Raw genomic sequence first — 17,961 nt, 5'->3', positions numbered from 1 at the left:
AGCGCGCCCTGCAGGATTCGAACCTGCGACCGTCGGATTAGAAGTCTGTGGCAAATCGTGTCAACGGGTGCCGCAAAATGTCGCACTTGTGCATCGGTGCTGGTCGAGGTGGGGGTTCGACTCTTGATCGTGTCGGAGTTTCCGCGCTGAACCGGGGTCGTCTGGGACTGCCGGTCTCCCTACGGTCTCCCACCCGGCGGGGAGACCGGTGCCTAGCTCGCATCTCGCCCAGCGGTGGTTTTAGGCCTTGTACGCCGCGCTGCCGTTTGTAGACACCTATCAACCCGGGCGTCCTTTCTCACAGATTCTTTCAGGATGCGGAGTTCGCCGTTCGGAAGGCCGGTGCATGCGCGGGTGGAGCCGGCCGAGGGGCCCGCGCTGGACTGGACGGCCGAGGCCGCGTAGCCGACGAGGCCGTGGGGGTTTGGTGGCATACGCAGTCAGCGAAGGCGATAAGGCTCGAGGCTGACGGTGGGAAAGGACCAACCCCTGGGGTGTGCGATTGCCTGCCCTCGGGATGGCGAACCTCATACTGAAGATCGTTTAGGGCGTTCCCAAGAGCATCCGCCAACGCCTACTGTGAGATGAGTAGGGCCTCCTACCCGCGGGCGTGCGAAACCATGCCGGTAGGAGGCCCCACCACCCCTAGAAGGGGTGACGCGGGTCGAACAGCACCCACAGGATCCAGAGGAAGAGCTTCACTATCGCGAGCGCTGTCTGGATACGTCGGTGCCGCTTGTCCCGCTCTCGGCTGTCGTCGTCCATGTGGACCTTCCCTTCTGCCGGACCGTCCGGCGCGCAGCCCGTACGGTCCGGTCGCAAGGGGCGACCGACAGCGCTCTCATCATGGCGCAAGGCCAGCAGAATGCGAATGCGCCGATCTGTGCACCGGTGGATGTAGTCGCACCTGTCGGTGGGAAGAAGCAGTCCTTCGGAGGACGATCCTTAGCCGTAGGGGCACTACGCGTGTTTACGGATCAACTTCAAGAAGTCGATCAGCATGAGGCGGTGCCGCGCCTTCAACGTCGGCGACTCCCAAAGGTGCTGCTCAGCGGGGTCGGCATAGCGCGGCGGGCGTGGCGGAAGCTCTGGCACTGAGGCCTCTCGCTCTGGCGGGGGGAGCGGGGTCTCTCTCGTGATGAGCTCGTCGGCGGTCGCCTCGCCGGTGGCGACCAGTACCTCGCCGAGGGTGTAGCCCAGGCCGGCGCCGATCCGTCGAAGGACTCGCAGTTTGGGGACGCGCCCTTCGTTGAGCGAGCGCCAGATGGTCGAGTGGGTGACCCCGCAGGCACGGGCGAACTTCGAGACGTCGCCCTTGGTGTTGTAGCCCCGGCGCGCCATTTCCGCAGTGAGCCACTCGCTGAAGGGCGTGGGGGAAGCGCTCATGCAGGCACGCTATCCGCAGACATGGCTCATGGTCACTGCTCGGTAGTGGTGATCTAACGCTGCGGGACACGTCACTCAAGCCCCTTCCTCCTGGCATCGCCGCCAGTGAATCGTCGCCGCTCCTGGCCTAGGCGCCCTGCCTCTGCATTCGTACGGTCCAGGCATGTCCGCCAAGAAGAAGAGCCACGTCAAGGGGCACTACCGGAAACGCCCAGGTGGCGGGCGCACCTGGGTCTCTCCGCACACGCGGAAATCGCGAGGGAAGAAGATCCTCGCCGGGAGCGCCCTACTTGTCGCAGCGCTGGCCGGCTGGGCAGCGTTTGCAAAGGGTGACGGGCAACAGGCGCCTGTCAATGCTCCGTCACCTGCACCCGCCTCTGTATCCCCGCCTGGCTGACCGTTCGCTGGGTCCGTGGGCAGTTGGTGCAGGCAAGTTCAGAGCGGCGTCCGCGATGCTGGTTCAGAGCTGCTAGGCGAGGTGCCCGTCAAGGTATTCCTGCACTGCGGGGGAGAACGGCCAGGGGACCAGCTCGGTGACGCGCTCGTGCGAGCACCACTCGACGTCCGCCAGCTCATCCGGGTCGGCGACATGCGCCTCGCCTGCAAGTACCGAGCAGACGACGTAGATCATGCGGCGGCCCGTCGCCGGATGGGTCCGCTCACCCAGGTCCTTGACTGCGGCCACCTCGAGTCCGGTCTCCTCGCGGGTCTCCCGTACGGCCGCCTGCTTGCCGGTCTCGCCCGGCTCGACCTTGCCCGACGGGAAGGTCCACCGGAGGTCACCCTCAACCTCCCGCCGGCAGACGAGCAGGACGCGCTCGTCGCGAACGATGATGGCGGCGGCGATGGAGGGCTGCGTCCGGGGCCTGCTCATGTAGGCATTCTGGGACGACGAAAGGGCTCAGGCCAGTTCCCCGGCCTGAGCCCCCTTCATGGGTTGATCTGCGGCTACGCGCCGTCCACGACGGCCTGCCGATACTTCAGCTCATACACGTGACCGGCCTTGATGATGATGGACACCTCGACGGGCCGCGCGTCATCTGACGTGATGGTCCTGAACTGTCGGATGACGGAGATCCCCTCAGGTATCTCCAGCCCTTCAGCTTCTTCAGTCGTCGGCGGCCGGGTGGACACGCGGTCGGTGAACTCGCGCTGCGGGTAGCCCAGGTCGGCCAGGGCTTGCGGCGCCCCACCCAGAATCTTGCCTCTTTCGGCCAGTGGAGTGCCAGCGGCGATGCTGGCCGGGTAGTAGGACCAGGTCAGCTCGACGGGGTCGCCATCATGCAGTGTCAGTCGGTGTCGAAGTATCGCCCGGTCCTCGCCGAGCGCCTGCGCAACGTCGGAAGGGGGTTCGACTGCGCGCACATCCAGCATGCGGTAGCTGTAGCCGCGCGGTGAGGGCGCGAAGTAGGCGGCCACATCCACCACGAAGTTCTGCCGCTCTCGCACGAACACGCCCTTGCCGGCCTGGCCGAGCAAGAACCCCTCCTCCTTAAGCAGCGCGACGGCGTTCTGCACCGTGGCGTTCGGCACGGAATACTGCTCCATCAACTGCCGCGTCGAGGGCAACTGCGTACCTGGCGTGAGGTTGCCCGCCATGATCTGCGCCCTGATCTCGGCGGCGAGCTTCAAATATGGGTGCCGTTCATCGCGCTTCTTGGCCAACGTATGTCCTCTCAGGTCAGGCAGGCAGTTCATATCGCAGATGACGGCCGCGGGCGACCATTGTCATGACGCTCACTTCGACGGGGGTGCCGTCGTGGGTTCTCGATAGGCGGGTGAGGACGAGCACCCACTCGTGTTCGTCCAGGTGGAGGACGTCGCGCTCATCGGCGGTGGCCGGTCGGGTGTAGACGTCTTCTTCGATGCGGTGCGGCAGGCGTCCCAGGTCGGCGAGAAGCGTGACTGCACCTCCGGGGATCTTGCGGGGTTCGACCAGTGCGGTGCCACGGGCGATGGTGACTGGGTAGTAGGAGTCGGCGAGTTCGTAGGGCTGTTCGTCGAGAAGTACCAGCCGACGGCGAACTACGACCGGTTCCCCGGAAGGCAGGTTGAGAGCGCTGGCGATGACGTCAGGGGCGGGAACTTCGGCGACTTCGCGGATCTGCTGAGTGCCGCGGCGTCCCTGCTGGGCGGTTTCGGCGGTCCATGCGTCGGTCTGGCGTGGGCGCGGCTGGACATAAGAGACGGACTTGTCGCTCCACTCCTCAGCCATGTTTGGCTCCTTAGCTCCACGGTTGACCTTCTACTTAGCCACCTTACGGGGGAGGCGGCACGGTTTAGGCACGAGGGAAGTCTGCCGCAAGCCTTGCCGCCTTATGCTGGAGGCAGTACAGTCGAGTGCAGGAAAGCCTCCAAGGGCTTCACCTAGTCCCCGCTAGTCCTATGTCCGATTTGGAGGTGTCGTGATCGCCGAGCCCACCGACCGTCAGCCGAAGCCGCTGATGAAGGTCCCTGAGGTGGCCGCCCTGTTCGAGGTGGAGCCCGAGACCGTCAGGGTGTGGGCGCGGACCGGCAAGCTTCCGTCGCGTAAGAACCCTGGAGGCAGGGTGCTCGTCTTCCTCCGGACCGACGTTGAGGCGCTGCTGGAGGCGGCCGAGGAGCCGCTCGTCATCACCGACAAGGACGGCCCCGGCTCCATGAGCCGGGAGTCACCTGCCGGCGTCGCCGACTCCGCCGATTCTCTTGCCTGACCCGATTCGAGAAGGGCTGACCATGCAGCGTTACAAGACGTGGCTCATCCGCGCGGTCATCGTGTTCGCCGCGTTTTACCTGCTCACGCGCCCGGCCAATGCTGCGGAGGCAGTCAACTCCGCCTTCGACGGCGTCCTGAACGGCGCGACCCAGCTCGCCGTGTTCTTCAACCACATCGCGCTCTGAACGAGGCTGCCCGCCTCACCGACGCGGGCCAGGTGGATTGCGCCCACCTGGCCCGCCAGAAGCCCCACCGAGCCAAATCAGAAAGGGCGCCTTCATCATGGCACAGCAGCTCACGCGAGGGTCTTCGACGATCCTCATTCCCCTGCCACGCCCCGCCTGCCAGCCGTGGTGCGTTCGCCACGACTACGTCGAGGGCTACTGCCACGGTCGCGACATTCCCACCCCCGGCGGGCAGTGGAGCGGTCCCGGTTACGTCGCCATGAGCCACGGCCCCGTCGGCGGCACGCTCATCGAGGTGCATCACGACGTCGACGGCGAGTTGACGGCCAACGAGGCCGAGCAGCTGGCCCGCGGCATCCTCGCGGCCGTCGAGCTGGCCCGGGCCGGGAAGGCGGCGACGCGGTGACCGCCGACGAGATCCGGGCCACGCTCGCCAAGCTCGACAAGGCGATGAAGAACCCCGGCGGGCCCACGGTCCGGACCAGCGGATGCACCTGCGAGAAGTGCGCGGGGAAGCCGGACAAGCGGTGACCCCCGAGCAGGAGCAGGAGCTCGCTGAGCGGCTCGCAGCCCTCAACCAGCTCGACTCCGCCATGGCCGAAGCCCTCCAAGACGGTGATGGGGACGTCGGGGACGACGCCGACAACCGCTGACGCCGAGTCCTGCCGCCCCGCCTCCTACTCGGGGCGGCTCACCCGCCGCCAGACCGCCACACACCAGAAATCGGAGCCATGAACCTCGACCAGCTCACAACCAAGCTCGCCACCATCCCAGATGTCATCTGGGCTGCGGTCGCGGCCACGGTCGTGCTGTTCCTGCTCTGGCAGATCAAGCGCGCGATCACCCGCACCGCCACCCCAGGTGCCGACTTGCTCACCTACCTCGCCGCCGGCATCGCCACCAGCGTCTCCATGCAAGGCATGTGGCACTTCTTCGAGGTCGTGTTCCCCGGCCTGCCCGTGCCGCTCCGTGTCGCGCTGTTCGCGTTCATCGAGATCGGCATGCTCGCCAGCGCCGTGAGAGCTCGCCGGAACATGCGGGATTCCGCCGAGCGCGCAAAGACGGACCTGCTCGTGCGCCCGTCCGCCGGCATCGACGGCACGGCCGTGTGGGCCCTCACCGGCCTGACCGCCGTCCTGTCCTCCCTCGAAGCTGCTTCCCCTCCGGAGTTCCTGTTCCGGCTTGCCGCGCCGCTTGTGGCCGCCTGGCTGTGGGAGCGCGGTATGGCGATCGAGCGGCAGCGCATCACCGGCCGCTCCCGCATCCACTGGCGCATCACCCCGGAGCGGCTGTTCGTACGGCTTGGGCTGGCAGAAGCCACCGACCGGACCGCCTCCGAAGTCGACGCCCACCGGCGCCTGACCAAGGTGGCGCTGGCCGCGAAGCGCGCCCGAGCCCTGCGAGAGGCCGGCGCCAAGCCGAAGAAGGTCGCCGCGGCCCTAGGCAAACTCGACCGGGCGCTGGAGAAGGCCGTGGAGCACACCGCCCTGGCCCGCGACCGGAAGGCGCAGAGCGCGCTGCTGGACCAGCTCTCCACGCTGTACGGCGGCCCGCGCTTGCTCGACCTGGTCGGCCAGGCCCCTTGGGAGCGCCTGGACCACCCTGCCGTCACCGGACTGATGCGCGACAGCGAGGCGCTCATCCTGGCCGCCGCGCTCGACCGGAACACTGCGCTTCGCAGCGAGATCTACCCGTTGCCGGTCGCAGGTCGCGACCAGTCCTCGACCGCCCTCGCGACCGGTCCGCGACCGGCGGCCGACCACACCGAGAGTGCAGCGGAGTCGCCGCGACCGGTCGCCGAGAGCCCGTCCCGGTTCGCCCCGTTCACGCTGTGGTCGCGACCGGCCTCGCGACCGGTCACCAACGCCGACCACGACGGCGAGCCGACCGCCGAAGCGGTCGCGAATCCGGTCGCCGAAGTGGTCGCCGACGAGGGGGTGGTCGCGACCGACCCGCGACCGGTCGCCGACCGCAAAAGACCCACTGAGCAGGACCGCAAGAGGGCCGTCCGCTTCTACATCGGCCGCGCGAAGAAGCTCAACCCGCCGTCGAAGCGGGAGCTCGCCGACTGGACCGATTTCTCCGAGACCTGGGCGCTTGAGCGCATCCGAGAGGGCCGCAGAATCATGATCGAAGAAGGTTGGACGTTCGACGAGAACGGCACCCCCAGCCCGCCCGAAGAGAACCCGCGACCGGTCGCGACCACCCCGGTTCCCGCGACCGTCAACGGGATGGCCAACGGCCACCTGGCGGGCGGTGAGGACCGATGAGCGCCGCCGCGTTCGCCGCCGTCTTCGCGGCCCTGTACGCCGCCCACAGCTTCGGCGACCACTGGGTGCAGACGCATCGCCAGGCGTGCGGCAAGGGCGCCCCGGGCGCGGCCGGGCGGATCTGGTGCGCCCGCCACGTCATCAGCCTCACCATCACCAAGCTGGCCGCGCTGCTCGCGGTCACGGCCGTCACGGGGCTGAACATCCACCCCGCCTACATGGCCGCTGGCCTGGGCCTGGACGCCACCAGCCACTACTGGGCAGACCGGCGATCCACGCTCCAGGCCCTCGCCAAGCAGCTCGACAAGGCCGACTTCTACAAGCTCGGCGAGGGCCTCGGGTCCGGCGCGTACGCGCTCGACCAGTCCTTCCACCTGCTGTTCCTCTTCATCGCCGCACTCATTATGGCTGGAGGTGCCTGATGTCCGACCTCCTCATCGGCGCCATCGTCGCCCTCTCCTTCGCACTCCTGTCCCTACGCCCGCTCACCACCGACACCCGTAGCCTCGCCGACTACCGTGCCCGCGCTCGGCGGGCCGGCTGGACCGGGTGCCTGCTCGGCGCCCTCAGGATCGCTCTGGTCACCACGCTCCTCGTGGTCGTCGACACCTTCCGACTGTGCGTTCCCGCCGTCGAGATGTGCGGACGGGCTATCCCCGCGGTGTTCCGTGGCGTCGTCCTCCTCGTCGGAGCTTTGGCCAGTGCGCTGATGGAAACGGGCCTGCCCGCCGTGGGAGGTGCAGCATGACCACGCCGAACCGGCCGCGCCTGGAGCTCATCACTGGTCGTAGCGCCGACGACGCCCCCGACCTGCCCCTCGACGATGAGCAGCGCCACGACGAGCTGGAGCCGCGCCCCGACCACGACGTCGACTCGGTGGTGTACGAGGGCGAAGTCGTCGACGACCAGCCCGAACGGACCCGTCTGCTGCCGTCAGCGGTCGTCGACCGCGTCATGGTCATCCGCCCCTCGCCCGGCGCGCAGAAGACGGCCCTCGTCCTCGCCACACACGGCGCGATCGTCCTCACTGGCTGGCATTCCTATCTCGTCCGGATGCTCGGCGGCCTCACCGACGGGGTCATCCGCGAACAGATCCGCGCCGCGCGAGCGCTCGGCGATGACGAGAAGCTGGCGTTCTGGCTCGACAAGCGGCGGGAAGCCAAGCGTGACCGCCGTGACCGGCTGAAGGAGATGCCCCTGCTGGTGCTGCGGGTGGGGGCGTTCACCGGCATGAGCGTGGCGGGTGTCCTGATGCTGCTCGTCATCGTGGCCACGGTGGTATGGATGACCGGGGCCGGCGACTGGGCGGACCTGTGGGTGTGGCTCGGCGGGGTGATCCGCTGGCTGATCGGCGCCGTGTCGGTGGCCTGGTCGGTGTTCGCTGTCACATGGCCGGTGTGGCTCATCGTGGCAGGCCATCGGGCGGGCAGGCGCAGCGGGGCGACGCCGGCCTGGGTGGACCGGGCTGCTACTCGTAGTGCTGGCGGCCGCATGTCGGAGCCTGTGCTGGTCACACCGTCGATCGTGGTCACCGCGCTGCGCGACATCGGGTACGCGCCGCTGCGCCGCGCCATCAAGGAGATGGGCGATGCCGGCGCCGCGATGCTCGGGCCGATCAGCATCGCGGGCTGCGGCGTCGAGGTCGACGTGCTGCTGCCTTCGGGCACCTCGACGGACGAGGTGCAGAAGCGGCGCCGCAAGCTCGCGGAGAACATGGGGCGGCACGAGCACGAAGTGTTCATCTCGATCACGAAGAAGGCGCGCACGGTGCGCCTGTGGATCGCTGACCCGGGCGCGCTGGACGAGCCGATCGGGCCGTCTCCGCTAGTCAGCGGCGATGAGGTGAAGGCCGACTATGTGAAGGGGCTGGCGCCGTGGGGTCAGAACCTGCGCGGCGAGCCGACCGGGATCAGCCTCCACCAGCGGATGCTGCTCATCACCGGCCTGTCCAACCAGGGCAAGACCGCGAGCCTGCGGGCGCTCGCGCTGTGGCTGGCGTTCGACCCGCGGGTGCGGTTCTGGATCGCGGACCTGAAGGGCGACAACGACTGGAGCATGTTCGACGGCCTGGCCGAGGTGCTCATCGAGGGGCCGACGGATGAGCATGTGGCTCGCGCGACTCGCATGGTCGAGGGGGCTGTCGCCGAGATGGAGCGCCGCCTTCAGGCGCCGGTCGGTGCCAAGTTTGACCCGCTCATCGTGATCGTGGATGAGGCGCAGGTGGCGTTCATGTGCCCGGAGAAGGACGAAGACAACAACCCGTACGGCGGCACCAAGGCTACGTCCAGGTACTTCAACGCCACCCGGAAGATTCACAACCAGGGTCGGGCTGTGGATGTGGTGCTGTGGCAAGGCACGCAGAACCCGACCGACCAGAACCTGCCTGTTCTCGTCCGCGAGGGTGCGCACATCCGCGCCGCGCTGGTTCTGAGCACCGAGTCGCAGGCCAAGATGGCGCTCGGCGAGAAGGCTGTGGAGGCCGGCGCTGCCCCTCACCTGCTGCGGCAGGACCTCGACAAGGGGACGGTCGTCACGAACGGGGCGGGCACGAAGCTCCCGGCCGGCCAGTCGAGCGTCACGATTCGCACGCACTTCATCGGCAAGCAGGAGGCGGCGGAGGTCGCCGACCGTGCGAAGGCGCTGCGCAACGGGACGGCGACGCTCGACGGGGCGTCGATCGAGGAGCCGCAGGTGGATCCGCTGCTGGACATCGCTGCGGTGTTGGGAGATGAGGCGCGGGTGCTGACGCAGGAGGTCCTTCAGCGGCTGGCCGCGCGCAACCCGGGCCGGTACCGCGGGTGGACTCCCGGCGATTTGAAGGAGGTCTTGGAGGAGGCCGGGGCGGACTCCTACAAGTCCGATGGACGCATGGTCGTGGGCCGCGAGCGGGTGCTCCGGGCTCTCGAAAATCGGGAGGAATCGGCGTCCGAAGACGGCGCTGGATGACCGAGATGATCAGGGAGTCTCGCAGGGAGGCAGGGAGAATTCCCTAACCGCCTCCCTCCCTGGAAACGTGGCTTTGACCAGCGGAAATCCCTCTCAGGGAGGCAGGGAGGTGCCCTCCGCGAGGGCCTGAAACTCCCCCAGAAAGCTGCTTCACAGCGCTCTGCCCGCCTCCCTCCCCGCCGTACGCGAAGCGGTGGTTGCGGGTGCTGTCCCGGCCGTGCCGGGAGGGCTCCCGGAGCACCCCGCTCCACCATTCCCCACACACCTGATCAGTCATGAAGGGAACATCGCCATGGGTCTGTCAGACGCGATCGACAAGCTCGCCAGCCTCGGGGCCGGCAGCAGGATGAGCCCCGAACTGCTCGCCGCCTACAAGGACCGGTCCCAGGCCATGAACGCCTTGGCCGCGCTCTCCGACCAGGCGATCGGCAAGGACGCGAGCAGGGTCGACCAGCGCAAGGCGCAGGCAGACCTCGTCCGCGCTGTCGGCGAGAAGGAGGCCAAGAAGCAGATGGAGCACGCGGTCCAGCGCCACGGAGGCAAGCCGAGCCGGTTCTTCTAACCACCCCGCCACACGGACGAAAGGACGACCCATGTCGAAGAGCACCTGCCCCGACTGCGGCGGCTCCGGCCAGGTCACCGGCACGCCGGCCGCCAACGGCCTGGCCCTGGCGGCGACCTGCCCCACCTGCCACGGCAACGGACGGAAGTAGCCGTGCCCGCCCCCACCGAGCAGCAGCTCGACGCCGTCGACCTCGCCACCCGTCTGCGCGCCGCCGAGGACCTACTCGCGCTCGTGGACGAGGAACTCGCCGAGATGCAGCGCGGCGTCGCCGCGATCGGCCGCCCATAACCCGGACGGGCGCGCTCCGGGGCGGTCACTCCGCCAAGAACGCCCGACCCGGGCGCGCCCACCACCTCAACCGAAGAGAGGTAACACCCATCATGCCGAAGCCCAACTGCCCTCACTGCCACACCGTCCTGGACGAGGGACCGGTCATGTACCGGTGCGCCCATTGCCGGCGCGCGGTCTACGCCGCCGAGGTGCAGAACGAGTACGTACCGCGCCAGCCGATCGCCGCCGGGAACGCCGCATGAGCGCGTGGGAGTACGAGGTCCGCTACTTCAACGGCAAGCTCCAGCAGGAGCTCGACGAGGCAGGCCCGGACGGCTGGGAGCTCGCCGCCGTGGACTGGAAGAAGGAGTGCCTGGTTCTCAAGCGGCCCGCAGGCTCGTCTGGCTGATGCGGGTGCCCGCCACCGCCGAGCGCTGTGGCGGGCGTCCGGAGCAGCCAGCTCCACGACCCGAAGGAGAACGCCATGTGTGACCAGAACAAGTGCGAGGGCCACGTCGTCGAGTGCCGCAACTGCGAGGGCAAAGGCCGCGACCCTCTGTACCCCATCAGCAAGAAGTGCGACGTGTGCAAGGGCGTCGGCAGCGTCCTCCTCAAGTAGCGGCAGCGCCGACGTTGCGGATCCCCGCCCGCACGGTCGGGCGGGGTGTCCGATCCCATCTCAAGGAGGCACATCGTGAGTGGTCGCAAGATCAGAAACTTTCTGGTGACCGAGAGAGCCGACGGCACCTTTCGGGCCACACTGCCCTGCCCGATAGCAGGCTGCGGCGCGGACGCATTTATGACCAGCATCGACAAGAACGGGCCCTACAGCGGGAGATGCGATCAGGGCCACAGCATCGACGCGACCTGGGCCAAGGAGGGTCCCGCACCGGACTGCTGACGTTGCGGATCCCCGCCCGCATGGTCGGGCGCGGTGTCCGGAGCAGCCAGCTCCGCCATCTCCCAGGGACGACACAGCGATGCCAAAGGCCAAGTTCGCCGTCTACAAGACCAACTCCAGCCCCGCCTACACGATGGCGTTCACCTGCGACTGCGGGGAGCCCGGCGTCGCCTACGGCGACGACATGAAGGGCCTATTCACCGGCACCTGCGGCGGCGGCCACAGCGTGTCCGTGATGGCCAGCTGAACAAACACACCGAAGGAGAACACCATGAGCAAGCTGCTCGGCAGCAAGGCCGACCGCGACGAGCTGACCGCGGCGCTGCGGGACTCGGAGACCGTGCACAGCGAGGACGACCCCCGTCACGAGGCCAGCCAGAAGCGGATCCGGGACGCGGAGGCGAAGCTGCCGATGCTGGGCCGGATCGTCGCCCGGGACCGGTCGCTGTGACGGCAGCCCACGACATGGAGCAGGCGCCACAGACCACGCCTTCCCTCGACCTGCTCCTGGACCTGCTCGACGTCAACGAAGCCGACTCGGAGAACTGCACGGCGTGCGTGGCCGCGCACGAGCTATGGCCGAGATGGCCGCACGGTGCGTGTCCGTTCCACCACGGCGTCAACCACGGCGTGACCACCACCGACAACGTCAATGCTCTCGACCTCCTGCCGAGCGACGACATCGACCCCACGGATCCCGCGGACGTTGCCCGCCTGGCGGACATCACGGGCCAGTCGATCCCCGACGGCCTGACTCCCGCTCAGACCGTCGTGGCCGTGTTCCGCGCCGCCCAGGAGGAGATGACCCGCCGCCGCACGTCGCACAAGCCGCTGTTCGTCGAGATCGGGCCCGAGACCCGCCGTCTGATGACGCAAGACACCACAGAAGCGATGGAGGCGCAGCGGCTGTGCAGCGACCTCTACCACCACGGGTGGATGGTCGGCGTGATGCCGATCGACCACACCATCCCTCCCAACGAGGTTGACCACGTTGAGGAAGGGCGGGTCTGACGTTGCGGGTGCACGGCCGTCCCGCTCGGCCGGCCGTGTGCCTGGAGCGTCCGCTCCCAACAACCACCGCAAGGAGATCAGCATGAACAAGCAGGAGCTCATCGCCGCCGTGGCCGAGCAGACCGGCGAGAGCACGACGGCCGTGACCGCCATCCTGGACGGCATCACCGGCGTCATCCGTGACACGGTCGCCGATGGCGGCAAGGTCGCCATCAGGGACTTCGGCGCGTTCGAGCGGAGCTACCGTGCTGCCCGGCCGGGCCGCAATCCGCAGACCGGCGAGTCGATCCAGATCGACGAGTCGTGGGGTGCGAAGTTCACCGCCTACGACGGCTTCAAGAGCGCGGTCCACGGCAGGGCACGGGCGCAGGGGTCCCCTTCGTCCGCTGCCGCCTAACCATGCCGCCGCCCCGGCCGCACCGCGCGGCCGGGGCCCCTCCCAACCCCGCCACGGAAGGACACACCAGCATGCGCAAGAAGAACATCGCGAGCAGCGGCTACACCCCCGTCCAGGCCGGCCGCATCGTCCCGCCCAGCGACGACGAGGCACAGGCGGACACCACCCCTGAGACGCCGGCCAAGGGCCGAACCGGCAAGGGGCGGACCGTCAACATGCGGGGCGGCAACGCCCGCGTCGGCGTCCAGGCCGACACCATCGTCGGCAACATCAACATCCAGATGTGAGGACTGGCCACATGCGCACGTACACGCATCCCGACGTGCTGACGAAAGGCGTCCGCGAGGGGTGGGCCGACCCCGAAACCAACCCCGCCAACATCGACTGGGCAGGGCGGCAGGCCCGTGCCCTCGTCCCATACAAGGTCGTCGAAGGACGGCCGCGCAAACCAGGTGCGCCGACCGGGATCGAGCGCGGCCGGAACGAGCTGGGCCGGTGGGGCGAGCAGGCCGCCGCCGACGCCATCGTCACCGTCTGGCGGGACGGAGTCCGCTATCTCCTGATGATCGTGCGCGGCGACGGGTATGGCGGCGCGGTGCCCGGCGGCTGCGTCGAGCCCGACGAGGACCCAGTGCACGCCGCCTTCCGCGAGTGCATGGAGGAGACCTGCCTCGACCTCACGGACGTGCTCGCCTCCGGCGCCTGGCGGGCGCTGCCAGCGCGCGTCGTGGACGACCCCCGCGCGAGCGACGAGGCGTGGATGTCCACGCTGCCTGTCCTCATCGACCTGGGCCCCCTCCCGCCCGGCGCGCCCTTCCCAGCCGTGGCCGGCGCGGACGACGCCAAGCACGCCGCGTGGGTGCGCGCCGACTCCTACGCCGTCCTAGCGGAGTCTCTGCGGGACACCTTCGGCGAGCGGGTGTTCGCCGCGCACGAGGAGATGCTGGCCGAGCTGCTCGGCTGACCAACTCACCCCATCCAGAAGAGAGATTCCAGCATGGCGAAGATCACTATCTGCCCCAAGAACGGCGAACCGATCGAAGTCGAGGCCTCTCCGGAGGACGAGGCGTTCTACGACGACCTCCCGTTCACCAGCGACAACGTGATGTGGACTCGGGTCCGTCCCTGAAGGAGAGCGATGTTCGACGACGATCGAAGGGTCGGGAAATGAGCAGGTTCCGCCGCAAGCAACACCCTGACTGCCAGGCCACCGTCCAAGACCCCACCCACGACGGGGACGGCTACGTCGTCATGTACCCCGGCTGCGACCGACCCGAGCCCTATGAAGGCACCGCTTACGGCTCCGAGGTGACCGCTGAGGATGCCAAGGCGCACGCCCAGCAGCGGGTGGTTCGGCACAAGACGAAGGGCATCCGCGGCTGGTAGCGGTATGCCATCGCGTGCGAGAGCCCCGGGCCGCTTCCCCACGGCCCGGGGCTCACGCACGTCAGCCTACCCACCAAGCAGCTCACGGGATCGGGGCGCGCTGCGCATCCCACAGCCTCACCCGCAGCTCCAGCGCGAGCGCCCGCTCCAGGCGGCTGAACTCGTCCAACCCGACCATCACCTTCTCCTCGGTCACGATCGCCCGCCCGGCCAGCCCTGGCCGGAACAGGTGGGCGAGCACGGCGAACGGCTCACTGCCTCCGACCGAGTAGAGGGCGGCGTACCGGCGCAGGTGCGGGCACAACGCGATAGCGGCCGGGATGCACGGGCGGCAGATCGGGGGCGCGCTCGCCCACCCCTCCGAGGCGTCGTCTCCGGACTCGTTGGCGAGTAGCCACCAGATGCGGCCGGTCGCCGGGTCGACCGCGCTGCCGCCGCAGTTCTGGCAGCGCTGGTGGAGCATGCACCGCCACTGCCTCCACACGTGCATCCGCCGGTAGTTGGGGCGGCCGGTGCGGGCTCCCTGACGGGCGCGGAGGACGCCGAGGTCCCAGTCGCGGGGGTCCGGGTCGGGGTAGGTGAGGCGGAGTCCGCCAGCTTCGGGGTGGTGGGCGAAGCGGAGCCGGTCGTGGCGGACCGCTTCACCCTCGACGGCGATGACGTATGGGACGCGCTGGCCTGCCACACGGCGACTGTACGTCTAGCTCGTACAGCTCGTACAGTCCGTGCAATACGGGCTGCTCGAATAGTCCGTTAGAACTGTCCGTAACGTATGGCGTTATGGCGATCGACCCCCTCGACCCCACACCGCTCTGGGAGCAACTCGCCGCGATCGTGCGCGAACAGATCCAGGCCGGCGACCTCCAGCCGCGCCAGCTCGTACCCTCCGAGTCCGCGCTTCAGAACGAGTACGACGTGAGCCGCGGCACTGTACGCCGCGCGATGGCGGCACTCGGCGAGGAGGGTTGGGTCGTGACGATCCAGGGCCGCGGGACTTACGTGGCACCCCAGGAGTCCTGGCCGAAGGACGAGTAGCCGCGCTGGCGTAGCCTGGCGCGGTGAGCAGGTGGTACGGCCCTGGCGGGATCGAGGTGGAACCGATTCTGCTTGACCGCGGCTGGGGCCCACGGCAGCTGCTGCGCGTTGTCCAGCGCGGCCCATACGGCGACAGCGTGCTGGCCTACGCGACTTCCGTCCGGGAGGTTGCCGAGTGGGTCGACCTCGGTGACCTCGTTGAGGTGATCCCGATGCCGCAACACGCGGCGGGCGATCTTTCCGCCCGTCCATGATTGCCTCATGAGCGACGAGCACACGCTGCCCAGCGAAGACCCGGGCCTTGCCGCCGTCTGGCAGGAGATGACTCCCACCGAGCGGCTGCGCTACCAGCTCGCCGAAGGCGAGCCCGTTCCCGACGAGGTCCGCGAGCGCGTCCGGCGCATGTACCGGGAGCGTCGCGACCACGAGTGAGCACGCGAAAGACCCCCGCACCCTCTGAAGGGTGCGGGGGTCTCGTACGTCCGCGAGGCGGCCGTCAGGTTGGCGGGGGCCGGCCGCCCGGGACTCCAGGGGCTACAGGGGCCGGTCGCCGTGCACGCCCGGGTGGTAGCCGCCCGCCCGCTTCGCCGTCTCCGGCGAGCCGACAGCGGCGCGCACGAACCCAGGTGCCGGGTCGGCGGCCGGGGTGACGCTGTTCGCCAGCACCAGCATCAGCACGGCGTTCAGCGCGCCAACCAGCATGCCGGCCGTCTCCTCCGAGATCGGCAGACCGAAGAACATGGCGCCGATGAGGATGGTGCGGATCGCGCCGGTGAGCGCGGGGACGACAAACGGCCGGGTCATGGCAGCCTCGATGGCGGCGAACACGCCGGAGACGATGACCATGATCCAGCCAGCGGCCTCCTCAGTCAGGCCGACGGCAGGCATCGTGACGAGGACGGCGAGGATCGCCGAGATAGCGCCGAGCCACACCACAGGCTCGCGTCCGAAGATTCTCATGGTGCCCCTCCTTCAGGGAGCGGACCGCCCCCGCACGCCGGGGACGGAGAACAGGGATGTCGCAGCTACGCCACGCGCAGCAGCGCCGGCCAGGTCTTCGGGCCCACGTAGCCGTCGGCGTCGAGTCCCTCGACGTGCTGGAACGCCTTCACGACCTCGACGAACTCGGGGTCGGCCTTGGTCCGGTTGAGCCACGATTCGAGGCCCACCGTGGCGTACAGGGCAGCCGGCACACGGCCCCGGACGAACAGGCAGCCCCGGGCAGTTTTGACGTCGTAGTTGTCGTCGTCGGGCCGGATCAGCGGCAGGTCCTTCACGATCTCCTCCGTCCAAGACGGGCGCGGTGTTGATGGGCGCGACACCACGCCGCCCTTGACGAGCGCGGCCACGTCGGCCCGGAAGTCATCCATGTCGATCGAGTGCGGGTCCGGCTTGCTCCGGTTGACCTCGCGGTGCGCCTTCACCGCGCTGGCCGGCAGCCCGAACTCCTTGCACAGTTCCGCGCAGAGCCGCTTGTAGGCGTCGACCTGCGCCTCTGGCCACGGCTGCTTGCCGTCGTTCTCGGCCTCGATGCCGATCGACGCGCTGTTGGTGTGGTTCGTCGACGTCGACGGCGCGTTGTGCCAGCACCGCCCGGCGGCGACCACGTAGATGCGGCCTGACCGGCCGAGTCCGAAGTGGCTGAGCGGCCCGTCCAGCCCGGGTCGGCCGGACCGCACCACTGTGAGGGACGGGTAGTCGCCGCCGGCGGCCGGGCCCGCGGTGTGGTGGCAGACGATCCCGCGCACGGCCGGCTGTAGGCCGTGCCCGCGGTCCCGCCACCCGGACACCTCGGTCACCGGGTAGCCGGTGCGGCGGGCGACGTCTGCCAGCTGAGTCAGCCACGGCATAGGGACACCTCACACGTGGTAGTAGGCGATCTTGAACTCGGCGAGCGAGAGCCTGACGGGGCCGGACGCGTTGTGCTTGACCATCAGTGCGAGCGGCGTCTGCGGGTGCACGAACATCGCCCAGCTCTTGGCGATGTACTGGCCGCCCGGCGTCAGCGCACGATCCTCCGTGCACGTCGAGTCGTAGCCCGTGGACAGCCCGAGCGGGTCACGCACGAACCGGTCCCTGAGCTCCGTGTAGTCGCCCGGATCCCAGTACATGAGCGCGTACACCTGCGCCCAGGCGTCGTGCTGCGGCCAGATCAGGCCCGACCGCGGGTCCGGGTAGGCGGAGGTGACGCCGTCCGGCTGGGCCGGGTTGTGCATGCCGTGTTCGTCGTAGCTTTCGCTGCCGTACGGGAAGCGCACGATGTAGTAGTCGTCCCCGGTTCGGGGGATGGTCTGGGCGTCAGCCTTCAGGCTGCACACGTAGTCGCCCACGTCACGCTCCTAGCTGGTCGATTCGCATCGGTAGTCGCTCGATCCCGGCTCTGCTGGCCGGCAGGTGTAGGTGGTGCCGAGCCATGTCCACGTGAGCGAGCTCGGCGGCGGCCCCGGCTCGCCGCGATCGCCGCGCGGCCCAGGCTCGCCCTGCGGGCCCTGAGCTCCGCGTTCGCCTGGCTGGCCTGGGGGCCCGGGAGGGCCTGACGGTCCAGCGGGGCCCTGGGATCCGCGAAGGCCTGGTTCGCCCGCCGGCCCGGCGCGCCCTGAAGGTCCTGGCGGTCCCGTCGGTCCTGGGAGTCCGCGGGGCCCCGCGGGGCCGGGCTCTCCAGGCTCCCCGCGCGCGGCCGGCGTCGGCGAGACGAGCGGGACGCCACCGAGGCGCTCCACCTGCTCGGCCAGGATCTCCCTGTCGCGTTCGACCTTGTTGAGCTGGGCGCGCACGTCGAGGCTCAACCACATGAAGGCCGCCAACAGCACGGTGAACAGCAGCGCGCTGAGCAGCGGAAGCCGCCACACCCTGCGGGCGCCTTCTTGCTGCTCTTCCTCGTCGACGTCTGGAACGGGGCCCAGCGGCACAGGGT

The 17,961-nt window shown here is 68.9% G+C and carries 33 protein-coding genes; 25 read left to right on the top strand and 8 right to left on the bottom strand.

The annotated features are described in order from the left end of the window. Positions 1-960: 960 nt before the first annotated feature. The 4 genes from AB0H64_RS29700 to AB0H64_RS29685 form a co-directional block, all read right to left on the bottom strand. Positions 961-1,386, bottom strand: a complete 426-nt coding sequence (locus AB0H64_RS29700) for a helix-turn-helix transcriptional regulator (RefSeq protein ID WP_357631090.1) — start codon at positions 1,384-1,386, stop codon at positions 961-963. Positions 1,387-1,855: 469 nt separating this feature from the next. After that, positions 1,856-2,260, bottom strand: coding sequence for an NUDIX hydrolase (locus AB0H64_RS29695; RefSeq protein WP_357631087.1), 405 nt, complete (start codon positions 2,258-2,260; stop codon positions 1,856-1,858). Between the two features lie 74 nt (positions 2,261-2,334). Continuing rightward, positions 2,335-3,051 carry a GntR family transcriptional regulator gene (locus tag AB0H64_RS29690; protein WP_357631084.1) on the bottom strand — a complete coding sequence of 239 codons (717 nt, stop codon included), beginning with the start codon at positions 3,049-3,051 and terminating at the stop codon, positions 2,335-2,337. Between the two features lie 16 nt (positions 3,052-3,067). Continuing rightward, complete coding sequence (locus AB0H64_RS29685) at positions 3,068-3,601, bottom strand: UTRA domain-containing protein (RefSeq protein ID WP_357631081.1); 534 nt, start codon at positions 3,599-3,601, stop codon at positions 3,068-3,070. 190 nt (positions 3,602-3,791) lie between these two features. Here AB0H64_RS29685 and AB0H64_RS29680 point away from each other — a divergent pair, with 190 nt between their 5' ends. The 22 genes from AB0H64_RS29680 to AB0H64_RS29575 all read left to right on the top strand — a co-directional run bounded on the left by AB0H64_RS29680 (position 3,792) and on the right by AB0H64_RS29575 (position 14,012). Further along, positions 3,792-4,079: a helix-turn-helix domain-containing protein gene (locus AB0H64_RS29680; RefSeq protein WP_357631078.1), complete on the top strand. Its 288-nt coding sequence runs from the start codon at positions 3,792-3,794 to the stop codon at positions 4,077-4,079. A gap of 22 nt (positions 4,080-4,101) precedes the next feature. Next, positions 4,102-4,266, top strand: a complete 165-nt coding sequence (locus tag AB0H64_RS29675) for a hypothetical protein (RefSeq protein ID WP_357631075.1) — start codon at positions 4,102-4,104, stop codon at positions 4,264-4,266. 97 nt (positions 4,267-4,363) lie between these two features. After that, complete coding sequence (locus AB0H64_RS29670; RefSeq protein ID WP_357631072.1) at positions 4,364-4,672, top strand: hypothetical protein; 309 nt, start codon at positions 4,364-4,366, stop codon at positions 4,670-4,672. Continuing rightward, positions 4,669-4,797, top strand: a complete 129-nt coding sequence (locus tag AB0H64_RS29665) for a hypothetical protein (protein WP_357631069.1) — start codon at positions 4,669-4,671, stop codon at positions 4,795-4,797. The genes AB0H64_RS29670 and AB0H64_RS29665 overlap by 4 nt, the downstream gene beginning before the upstream one ends. After that, entirely contained in the window at positions 4,794-4,919 is a 126-nt protein-coding gene (locus AB0H64_RS29660; RefSeq protein WP_357631067.1) for a hypothetical protein, read from the top strand. The genes AB0H64_RS29665 and AB0H64_RS29660 overlap by 4 nt, the downstream gene beginning before the upstream one ends. Before the next feature lie 78 nt (positions 4,920-4,997). Next, the gene (locus tag AB0H64_RS29655) at positions 4,998-6,536 is read left to right on the top strand and encodes a hypothetical protein (protein ID WP_357631065.1); all 1,539 of its coding nucleotides are present in this window, start codon (positions 4,998-5,000) and stop codon (positions 6,534-6,536) included. After that, positions 6,533-6,958, top strand: coding sequence for a transcriptional regulator (locus tag AB0H64_RS29650; protein WP_357631063.1), 426 nt, complete (start codon positions 6,533-6,535; stop codon positions 6,956-6,958). Before AB0H64_RS29655 ends, AB0H64_RS29650 begins: the two co-directional genes overlap by 4 nt. After that, positions 6,958-7,284 carry a hypothetical protein gene (locus tag AB0H64_RS29645; protein WP_357631060.1) on the top strand — a complete coding sequence of 109 codons (327 nt, stop codon included), beginning with the start codon at positions 6,958-6,960 and terminating at the stop codon, positions 7,282-7,284. The genes AB0H64_RS29650 and AB0H64_RS29645 overlap by 1 nt, the downstream gene beginning before the upstream one ends. A gap of 128 nt (positions 7,285-7,412) precedes the next feature. Beyond that, on the top strand, positions 7,413-9,482 hold the full coding sequence (locus tag AB0H64_RS29640) for an ATP-binding protein (RefSeq protein ID WP_357631057.1): 2,070 nt from the start codon (positions 7,413-7,415) through the stop codon (positions 9,480-9,482). A 292-nt stretch (positions 9,483-9,774) separates the two neighbouring features. Further along, a complete protein-coding gene (locus tag AB0H64_RS29635) occupies positions 9,775-10,044 on the top strand; it encodes a hypothetical protein (protein WP_357631055.1) in 270 nt (89 codons plus the stop codon). Between the two features lie 153 nt (positions 10,045-10,197). Next, the gene (locus AB0H64_RS29630; RefSeq protein WP_357631052.1) at positions 10,198-10,335 is read left to right on the top strand and encodes a hypothetical protein; all 138 of its coding nucleotides are present in this window, start codon (positions 10,198-10,200) and stop codon (positions 10,333-10,335) included. A gap of 92 nt (positions 10,336-10,427) precedes the next feature. Then, positions 10,428-10,580 (top strand): hypothetical protein, encoded by a 153-nt coding sequence (locus tag AB0H64_RS29625; protein ID WP_357631050.1) that lies wholly within the window; start codon positions 10,428-10,430, stop codon positions 10,578-10,580. Continuing rightward, positions 10,577-10,726, top strand: coding sequence for a hypothetical protein (locus AB0H64_RS29620; protein ID WP_357631048.1), 150 nt, complete (start codon positions 10,577-10,579; stop codon positions 10,724-10,726). The genes AB0H64_RS29625 and AB0H64_RS29620 overlap by 4 nt, the downstream gene beginning before the upstream one ends. A 75-nt stretch (positions 10,727-10,801) precedes the next feature. Then, positions 10,802-10,936 (top strand): hypothetical protein, encoded by a 135-nt coding sequence (locus AB0H64_RS29615; protein WP_357631045.1) that lies wholly within the window; start codon positions 10,802-10,804, stop codon positions 10,934-10,936. 361 nt (positions 10,937-11,297) lie between these two features. Continuing rightward, positions 11,298-11,465: a hypothetical protein gene (locus tag AB0H64_RS29610; RefSeq protein ID WP_357631044.1), complete on the top strand. Its 168-nt coding sequence runs from the start codon at positions 11,298-11,300 to the stop codon at positions 11,463-11,465. Positions 11,466-11,489: 24 nt separating this feature from the next. After that, positions 11,490-11,669: a hypothetical protein gene (locus AB0H64_RS29605; RefSeq protein ID WP_357631041.1), complete on the top strand. Its 180-nt coding sequence runs from the start codon at positions 11,490-11,492 to the stop codon at positions 11,667-11,669. Next, the gene (locus tag AB0H64_RS29600; RefSeq protein WP_357631038.1) at positions 11,666-12,229 is read left to right on the top strand and encodes a hypothetical protein; all 564 of its coding nucleotides are present in this window, start codon (positions 11,666-11,668) and stop codon (positions 12,227-12,229) included. The genes AB0H64_RS29605 and AB0H64_RS29600 overlap by 4 nt, the downstream gene beginning before the upstream one ends. Before the next feature lie 82 nt (positions 12,230-12,311). After that, the gene (locus AB0H64_RS29595; protein ID WP_357631037.1) at positions 12,312-12,626 is read left to right on the top strand and encodes an HU family DNA-binding protein; all 315 of its coding nucleotides are present in this window, start codon (positions 12,312-12,314) and stop codon (positions 12,624-12,626) included. A gap of 71 nt (positions 12,627-12,697) precedes the next feature. After that, positions 12,698-12,913: a hypothetical protein gene (locus AB0H64_RS29590; protein WP_357631034.1), complete on the top strand. Its 216-nt coding sequence runs from the start codon at positions 12,698-12,700 to the stop codon at positions 12,911-12,913. 11 nt (positions 12,914-12,924) lie between these two features. Continuing rightward, positions 12,925-13,590, top strand: a complete 666-nt coding sequence (locus AB0H64_RS29585) for an NUDIX domain-containing protein (protein ID WP_357631032.1) — start codon at positions 12,925-12,927, stop codon at positions 13,588-13,590. A 33-nt stretch (positions 13,591-13,623) separates the two neighbouring features. Next, complete coding sequence (locus AB0H64_RS29580) at positions 13,624-13,755, top strand: hypothetical protein (RefSeq protein WP_357631029.1); 132 nt, start codon at positions 13,624-13,626, stop codon at positions 13,753-13,755. 38 nt (positions 13,756-13,793) lie between these two features. Next, on the top strand, positions 13,794-14,012 hold the full coding sequence (locus AB0H64_RS29575) for a hypothetical protein (protein WP_357631027.1): 219 nt from the start codon (positions 13,794-13,796) through the stop codon (positions 14,010-14,012). Positions 14,013-14,094: 82 nt separating this feature from the next. On the opposite strand, the gene AB0H64_RS29570 is transcribed toward AB0H64_RS29575, so the two are convergent. After that, complete coding sequence (locus AB0H64_RS29570; RefSeq protein ID WP_357631024.1) at positions 14,095-14,697, bottom strand: hypothetical protein; 603 nt, start codon at positions 14,695-14,697, stop codon at positions 14,095-14,097. A gap of 95 nt (positions 14,698-14,792) precedes the next feature. On the opposite strand from AB0H64_RS29570, the gene AB0H64_RS29565 reads away from it, so the two are divergent. Genes AB0H64_RS29565 through AB0H64_RS29555 form a run of 3 tightly spaced genes read left to right on the top strand, consistent with a single transcriptional unit; the run spans position 14,793 to position 15,479 of the window. Continuing rightward, entirely contained in the window at positions 14,793-15,047 is a 255-nt protein-coding gene (locus AB0H64_RS29565) for a GntR family transcriptional regulator (protein WP_357631022.1), read from the top strand. A 23-nt stretch (positions 15,048-15,070) separates the two neighbouring features. Then, a complete protein-coding gene (locus AB0H64_RS29560) occupies positions 15,071-15,301 on the top strand; it encodes a transposase (RefSeq protein ID WP_357631019.1) in 231 nt (76 codons plus the stop codon). 7 nt (positions 15,302-15,308) lie between these two features. Beyond that, positions 15,309-15,479 (top strand): hypothetical protein, encoded by a 171-nt coding sequence (locus AB0H64_RS29555; RefSeq protein WP_357631017.1) that lies wholly within the window; start codon positions 15,309-15,311, stop codon positions 15,477-15,479. A 102-nt stretch (positions 15,480-15,581) separates the two neighbouring features. On the opposite strand, the gene AB0H64_RS29550 is transcribed toward AB0H64_RS29555, so the two are convergent. From AB0H64_RS29550 to AB0H64_RS29540, 3 genes are all read right to left on the bottom strand, one after another. Next, positions 15,582-16,007, bottom strand: a complete 426-nt coding sequence (locus tag AB0H64_RS29550; protein WP_357631014.1) for a hypothetical protein — start codon at positions 16,005-16,007, stop codon at positions 15,582-15,584. 65 nt (positions 16,008-16,072) lie between these two features. Next, positions 16,073-16,897: an N-acetylmuramoyl-L-alanine amidase gene (locus AB0H64_RS29545; RefSeq protein WP_357631012.1), complete on the bottom strand. Its 825-nt coding sequence runs from the start codon at positions 16,895-16,897 to the stop codon at positions 16,073-16,075. Positions 16,898-16,906: 9 nt separating this feature from the next. Further along, on the bottom strand, positions 16,907-17,377 hold the full coding sequence (locus AB0H64_RS29540) for a hypothetical protein (protein ID WP_357631010.1): 471 nt from the start codon (positions 17,375-17,377) through the stop codon (positions 16,907-16,909). Positions 17,378-17,961: the final 584 nt, after the last annotated feature.

The sequence above is a fragment of the Nonomuraea sp. NPDC050733 genome (genome assembly GCF_040654215.1).
Taxonomy (GTDB): Bacteria; Actinomycetota; Actinomycetes; order Streptosporangiales; family Streptosporangiaceae; genus Nonomuraea.
This window is presented reverse-complemented; position numbering and strand designations above follow the sequence as displayed.